We start from the raw sequence: 7412 nt of genomic DNA, 5'->3' as shown, positions 1-7412 counted from the left end.
TCAGAAGTGAAACGCCGTAGCGCCGATGGTAGTGTGGGGTCTCCCCATGCGAGAGTAGGGAACTGCCAGGCTCCAAATAAAAGACAAGGCCCTGTGCGCAAGCACGGGGCCTTTTCTTTTACTGCATTCCGCCAGTTCGTTACTCTCAGAGAGTAGGACAGGCGCAGCCTGAACGTTGCAAAGCAACGGCCCGCAGGGTGAACGAAGTTCATCAACTGCCAGGCTCCAAACAAGCATCAAGGCCACTCGAAAGAGTGGCCTTTTTGTCGTCTGCGGTTTAGGAAAAAACTCTGACACTCCTGGTATAAAACACCATAATCACCGCCATTTCCCCCTATATTCCACTGTCATCAACACCCCCGGTTAAGTGAAACATTTTCAACTATCTTATGAAGACTCGACATTTGACAAGGGTCGCGTTATCTTCAGCTATCTGGATGTCTAAACGTTTAAACGTATGCTGTGAGGATAGAGGTTATGCCAATTCGGGTACTGGATGAGTTACCGGCCGTCAATTTCCTGCGTGAAGAGAACGTCTTTGTCATGACTACCTCACGCGCGAGCAATCAGGAGATTCGCCCGCTTAAAGTACTTATCCTTAATCTGATGCCGAAAAAGATCGAGACGGAAAATCAGTTTTTGCGTCTGCTTTCAAACTCTCCTCTTCAGGTTGACGTTCAGCTGCTGCGTATCGATTCTCGTGAGTCCCGCAATACCCCGGCGGAGCACCTCAACAATTTCTACTGTAATTTCGAAGATATTCAGGATGAAAATTTTGATGGACTGATCGTCACCGGCGCGCCGCTGGGCCTGGTGGAATTCAACGATGTTGCCTACTGGCCGCAGATAGAGCAGGTGCTGCACTGGGCAAAAGATCACGTTACCTCCACGCTGTTTGTTTGCTGGGCCGTCCAGGCTGCACTGAATATCCTTTACGGTATCCCTAAACAAACCCGTAAAGAGAAGCTGTCCGGCGTGTATGAACACCATCTCACTTATCCCCATGCGCTGCTGACGCGCGGCTTTGACGATTCATTCCTTGCCCCGCATTCTCGCTATGCTGACTTCCCGGCGTCTTTGATTCGTGACTATACCGATCTGGAGATCCTTGCCGAGTCGGAGGAAGGGGATGCTTACCTCTTTGGCAGCAAAGATAAGCGTATTGCCTTTGTGACCGGCCACCCGGAGTATGACGCGCATACGCTTTCCGGCGAGTATTTCCGCGACGTGGAAGCAGGTCTGAACCCGGACGTGCCGTACAACTATTTCCCGGATAACGATCCGCAGAAAAAACCACGCGCGACATGGCGCAGCCACGGCAACCTGCTGTTCACCAACTGGCTCAACTACTACGTTTACCAGATCACCCCGTTCGATCTTCGCCACATGAATCCTACGCTCGATTAAGCGTTTCAGCGCCCCACCGTCAGCGGCATGAAGGCACCTCAGGGTGCCTTTTTTCATGTCTAAAAATCGATTCCCCATCTGAATAAATTTTAATCTCCTATTTTTCAATGTGATAAACGATTTTCAAATCAAAAATGGAAATTGTTTTTGATTTTAATAAATCCTCAAGTAGTCTTAATTCTGTTGAGCGAAAACCACACACTGGCCTTACCAGATAGAACTGGCTTTTCGACGGGATGATATGAGGGGAAGAACGTATGACACAACAGACAGTTAGCGCGGAGCTGGCCTTTAGCCAGCCTTTCGGAGAACAAGAGCAGCAGATCCTGACGCCGGATGCGGTCGAGTTCCTCAGCGAGCTGGTTACCCGCTTTACGCCGCAGCGCAATAAGCTGCTGGCAGCGCGCGTCGCGCAGCAGGCGGCAATTGATGCAGGTGAGCTTCCAGATTTTATTTCGGAAACGAGTTCCATTCGTAAATCTGACTGGATGATTCGCGGTATTCCGGCGGACCTGCAGGATCGCCGCGTGGAGATAACCGGCCCGGTTGAACGCAAGATGGTGATCAACGCGCTGAATGCCAACGTGAAAGTCTTTATGGCCGACTTTGAGGATTCGCTGGCGCCGAGCTGGAGCAAGGTGATCGACGGGCAGATCAACCTGCGCGACGCCATCAACGGGACTATCAGCTGGACCAACGAAGCCGGCAAGATCTATCAGCTCAAACCGGACCCGGCCGTTCTGATCTGCCGCGTGCGTGGCCTGCACCTGCCTGAAAAGCATGTCACCTGGCGCGATGAGCCAGTTCCCGGCAGCCTGTTTGATTTTGCCCTCTACTTCTTCCACAACGTGGATGCGCTGCTGGCGAAAGGCAGCGGCCCGTACTTCTATCTGCCGAAAACTCAGTCATGGCAGGAAGCGGCATGGTGGAGTGAAGTATTCACCTTCACCGAAGATCATTTCTCCCTGCCGCGCGGCACCATCAAAGCAACGCTGCTGATAGAAACGCTGCCAGCCGTGTTCCAGATGGACGAAATCCTTCACGCGCTGCGCGATCACATCGTTGGCCTGAACTGCGGCCGCTGGGACTATATCTTCAGCTATATCAAGACGCTGAAGAATCACCCGGATCGCGTGCTGCCGGATCGCCAGTCGGTCACCATGGATAAACCTTTCCTGAACGCCTATTCGCGCCTGCTGATCAAAACCTGCCACCGTCGCGGCGCGTTTGCGATGGGCGGCATGGCGGCGTTCATCCCCAGCAAAGACAGCGAGCGTAATAACTGGGTGCTCAATAAAGTCAAAGCAGACAAGCAGATGGAAGCCTCCAACGGGCATGATGGCACCTGGATTGCCCATCCAGGCCTGGCCGATGCCGTCATGGACGTGTTCAGTAACGCCCTGGGCGACAAGCAAAACCAGCTCGATGTGACGCGTAATGAAGATGCCCCTGTTACCGCTGCTCAGCTTCTGGAGCCGTGCCCGGGCGAGCGCACAGAAGATGGCATGCGGGCCAACATTCGCGTAGCCGTTCAGTACATCGAGGCATGGATTTCCGGCAATGGCTGCGTGCCGATTTACGGGCTGATGGAAGACGCGGCAACCGCAGAAATTTCACGTACTTCTATCTGGCAGTGGATCCACCACGAGAAAACCCTCAGCAGCGGCCAGACGATAACCAAAGCGCTGTTCCGCCAGATGCTCGCGGAGGAGATGCTCGTCATTCAGGAGGAGCTGGGCGACCGTCGTTTCAGCCAGGGGCGCTTTGACGAAGCGGCGCGTCTGATGGAGCAAATCACCACCTCCGACACGCTAATCGACTTCCTGACGCTGCCGGGCTACCGCCTGCTTGCCTGAACCCAACTTATAAAAAGGAGCATCTGCCATGACTAAAATCTCTCGTACCCAACAAATCGAACGGCTTCAGCAGGACTGGACCCAACCGCGCTGGAATGGCATCAAGCGTCCGTACACTGCGGAAGAGGTTGTGAAGCTACGCGGTTCGGTGAACCCGGAATGTACGCTGGCGCAGAACGGCGCGGCGAGGATGTGGCGTCTGCTGCACGGCGAGTCCAAAAAAGGCTATATCAACAGTCTCGGTGCGCTGACCGGTGGGCAGGCACTGCAGCAGGCGAAAGCGGGCATTGAGGCAATCTATCTTTCCGGCTGGCAGGTCGCGGCAGACGCGAACCTGGCGTCGAGCATGTATCCGGATCAGTCGCTCTACCCGGCGAACTCCGTCCCTGCCGTAGTGGATCGGATCAACAATACTTTTCGTCGTGCGGATCAGATCCAGTGGGCATCGAATATTGAGCCGGGCGATCCGCGTTACGTGGATTATTTCCTGCCGATCGTTGCCGATGCGGAAGCGGGTTTTGGCGGGGTACTGAATGCTTTTGAGCTAATGAAATCCATGATTCAGGCGGGGGCAGCGGCGGTTCACTTTGAAGACCAGCTCGCTTCCGTGAAGAAATGTGGCCATATGGGCGGTAAGGTGCTGGTGCCGACACAGGAAGCGATTCAGAAGCTGGTTGCTGCCCGCCTGGCAGCGGACGTGATGGGCGTACCAACGCTGCTGATTGCCCGCACCGACGCCGATGCGGCTGACCTCATCACGTCAGACTGCGACGAATACGACCGTGAATTTGTCACCGGCGAGCGCACGCAGGAAGGTTTCTACCGCACACGCGCTGGCATCGAGCAGGCAATCAGCCGCGGGCTGGCTTACGCGCCGTATGCGGATCTGGTGTGGTGTGAAACGTCGAAGCCGGATCTCGATCAGGCCCGCCGCTTTGCAGAGGCGATTCACGCTCGCTTCCCGGGCAAGCTGCTGGCCTACAACTGCTCGCCGTCCTTTAACTGGAAGAAAAATCTTGATGACAAAACCATCGCTTCCTTCCAGGAGGAACTGTCGGCGATGGGCTACAAATACCAGTTCATCACGCTGGCGGGCATCCACAGCATGTGGTTCAACATGTTTGACCTTGCGCATTCCTACGCGCAGGGCGAAGGCATGAAGCACTACGTGGAAAAAGTGCAGCAGCCGGAATTTGCCGCCGCGCCGGAAGGCTATACGTTCGTCTCCCATCAGCAGGAAGTGGGAACCGGCTACTTTGACCGCGTGACGACGATTATTCAGGGCGGCGCGTCCTCCGTGACCGCGCTGACCGGCTCGACGGAAGAAGAGCAGTTCTAAGCAACTCGCAGGAAAGCGTAGGGCGGATAAGCAGCGCGTCATCCGCCACTTTTGAGAAGGTGGAAACGCTGCGCTTTTCTGCCTTACAAGTGAAAGGGGCTAAGAATGGTACGCCGGAGAGAGCTGTTAATTGCCCATACCATCCTGCAGGGCTTTGACGCGCAGTATGGCCGTTTTCTGGAGATCACCGCCGGTGCCCAGCAGCGCTTCGAACAGGCTGACTGGCACGCCGTGCAGCTGGCGATGAAAAGCCGTATCCATCTTTACGACCACCACGTCGGGCTGGTTGTTGAGCAGCTGCGGTGTATCACCGGGAGTGAAAACACGGATGCGGATTTTCTGCTGCGCGTGAAGGAGCAGTACACCAGTTTATTACCGGATTACCCTCGCTTCGAAATTGCAGAGAGTTTTTTTAACTCCGTCTACTGCCGGTTATTTGACCACCGCTCGCTGACACCCGAGCGGCTTTTTATTTTCAGCTCCCAGGCCGAAGGGCGCTTTCGTACCATTCCCCGACCGCTCTCTAAATCCTTTACCCCTGGGCTGGGGTGGCAGCCGATGCTGAGGAACATGCTCAACGATTTACCGCTGCGGCTGCCCTGGCAGGATCTGACGCGTGACGCGGGCTATATCGTCGCGCACCTCAATGAAACTTTTGGTGCCGATGCTTTGCGCCATGCGCAGCTGGAAGTGGCCAACGAGCTTTTCTATCGTAACAAAGCGGCCTGGCTGGTAGGCAAACTGGCGCTGCCCGAGGGAAAAATGCCGTTTCTGTTGCCGATTCATCGCACCGACGACGGACGGCTGGCTGTGGATACCTGCCTGACCAGCGCCAGCGAGGCGAGCATCGTGTTTGGCTTTGCCCGCTCCTATTTCATGGTATACGCCCCGCTGCCGGCAGCGCTGGTTGAATGGCTGCGCGAGCTGCTGCCGGGCAAAACCACCGCCGAGCTGTATATGGCGATTGGCTGTCAGAAACACGGCAAAACGGAAAGCTACCGCGAATACCTCAGCTATATCTCCGCCACCGATGAACAGTTTATCGAGGCTCCTGGCATACGCGGCATGGTGATGCTGGTCTTTACGCTGCCGGGATTTGATCGGGTGTTTAAGGTGATTAAAGACAGGTTCGCCCCACAAAAAGAAGTGACCGCCGAGCGCGTCCGGGCCTGCTATCAGCTGGTCAAAGAGCATGACCGCGTCGGGCGCATGGCGGATACCCAGGAGTTTGAAAACTTCGTGCTGGATAAGCGCCAGATAAGCGCCCCGCTGCTGGCGCTGCTACAGGAAGAAGCGCCCGAAAAACTTACCGATCTGGGCGACCGTATTGCCATCAGCCATCTCTACATTGAACGCCGGATGGTGCCGCTGAACCTGTGGCTGGAGAGGGTGGAAGGGCAGCAGCTGCGGGATGCGGTGGAAGAGTACGGCAATGCCATCCGCCAGCTTGCCGCCGCGAACATTTTCCCGGGCGATATGCTGTTTAAAAACTTTGGCGTGACGCGCCATGGCCGGGTGGTGTTCTACGATTACGACGAGATTTGCTACATGACGGAAGTGAACTTCCGCGATATTCCGCCGCCGCGCTACCCGGAGGATGAGCTGTCCGCCGAGCCCTGGTACAGCGTCTCGCCGGGAGATGTGTTTCCCGAGGAGTTTCGCCACTATCTCTGCGCCGACCCGCGCATCCGTCCATTGTTTGATGAAATGCACGGTGACCTTTTCCAGGCCAGCTACTGGCGCGCACTACAGGAGCGCATCCGCAATGGGCACGTAGAGGATGTCTACGCCTACCGCCGCCGCCAGCGTTTTTGCCAGCGCTTCGCAGATTTAAAAGCGGCGGGTTAGCGCCCGCCGCCGTAAGCCTGAGTGATCTCTTTCGCCGCTTTAATGACCAGCGCGCCCAGCTCGGTCACGCGGTCGTCGGTGACGCGTGAAATCGGCCCCGAAATGGAAATGGCGGCAAACGCCTCATGGTGCTCGTCAAAAATACACGCCGCCACGCAGCGCAGCCCCAGCGCGTGCTCTTCATCATCGAACGAATAGCCGCGTTTACGCGTCTGGGCCAGATCTTCTTTAAGATGCAAAGGTGACGTCAGCGTCGCCGGAGTGTAGCTGTGCAGCCCCTTACGGTGCAGCAGAGTGCCCACCTCATCATCACTTAAGTTCGCCAGAAATACCTTCCCCGCGCCTGAGGCATGCATCGGTAACTTCCCGCCGATAGGGGCCGACATGCGCATCAGCTGGGTGCACTGCACCTGATCGATAATAATGGCCTGGTGGTCGCTGTGGTCGAGCACGGCCAGGTTTACCGTTTCGCCGGAATCTTCCATCAGTTTACGCAGCATCGGGTGGACGATTGCCAGCAGGTTGCGGCTTTGCAGGAAGCTGCTGCCGACGACAAACGCATGGGCGCCAATCGTCCAGTGGCCCAGGTCGCCGGTCTGGCGCACGAAGCCGAGCTGCTGCATGGTAGTAAGAAGGCGATGCGTCGTGGAGTTAGGCAGTCCGGCCTGCTGGGCAAGCTCGGTGAGCGCCACGCTGCCGTGGGATTCGGCAATCCACTCCAGCAGCTTCAGACCGCGGGTTAACGACTGGACCTGCCCGGTTGGCTGCGGGGCAGCGGCGGTGGCAGCGCGGGGCTTTTTACCACGTTTGGCGGGAACGGCAGCGACCATAGCAGACTCCTTTTTTCATATCGTGGAAATCATTTTCGTTTTATTTGGCGATAATGCAACCAGCGCGCCACTCATCGGAGCAGTCAGTTGAACATGTCTCATGTTTGATATCTTTTACCCTCCGGTAACTTA

At 56.2% G+C, this 7412-nt stretch carries 5 protein-coding genes; 4 read left to right on the top strand and 1 reads right to left on the bottom strand.

Going from position 1 to position 7412, the window contains the following annotated elements; all coding sequences use genetic code 11:
• Nucleotides 1-477 precede the first annotated feature (477 nt).
• The 4 genes from metA (at nucleotide 478) to aceK (ending at nucleotide 6450) form a co-directional block, all read left to right on the top strand.
• Nucleotides 478-1407, top strand: coding sequence for a homoserine O-acetyltransferase MetA (metA, locus tag AAE045_RS04045; RefSeq protein WP_202307153.1), 930 nt, complete (start codon nucleotides 478-480; stop codon nucleotides 1405-1407).
• 257 nt (nucleotides 1408-1664) lie between these two features.
• Nucleotides 1665-3263: a malate synthase A gene (aceB, locus tag AAE045_RS04040; protein ID WP_455546558.1), complete on the top strand. Its 1599-nt coding sequence runs from the start codon at nucleotides 1665-1667 to the stop codon at nucleotides 3261-3263.
• Between the two features lie 28 nt (nucleotides 3264-3291).
• Nucleotides 3292-4602 (top strand): isocitrate lyase, encoded by a 1311-nt coding sequence (gene aceA, locus AAE045_RS04035; protein ID WP_455546557.1) that lies wholly within the window; start codon nucleotides 3292-3294, stop codon nucleotides 4600-4602.
• Nucleotides 4603-4707: 105 nt separating this feature from the next.
• Entirely contained in the window at nucleotides 4708-6450 is a 1743-nt protein-coding gene (gene aceK / locus AAE045_RS04030) for a bifunctional isocitrate dehydrogenase kinase/phosphatase (RefSeq protein WP_455546556.1), read from the top strand.
• On the opposite strand, the gene iclR is transcribed toward aceK, so the two are convergent.
• Entirely contained in the window at nucleotides 6447-7280 is an 834-nt protein-coding gene (gene iclR / locus AAE045_RS04025; RefSeq protein ID WP_455426124.1) for a glyoxylate bypass operon transcriptional repressor IclR, read from the bottom strand. The two genes, aceK and iclR, sit on opposite strands and share 4 nt — an antisense overlap.
• Nucleotides 7281-7412 lie beyond the last annotated feature (132 nt).

It is taken from the genome of Dryocola clanedunensis (genome assembly GCF_038405435.1).
Taxonomy (GTDB): Bacteria; Pseudomonadota; Gammaproteobacteria; order Enterobacterales; family Enterobacteriaceae; genus Dryocola; species Dryocola clanedunensis_A.
Note: the sequence above shows the minus strand (reverse complement) of the source record. Positions and strands in the feature narration are given on the sequence as shown.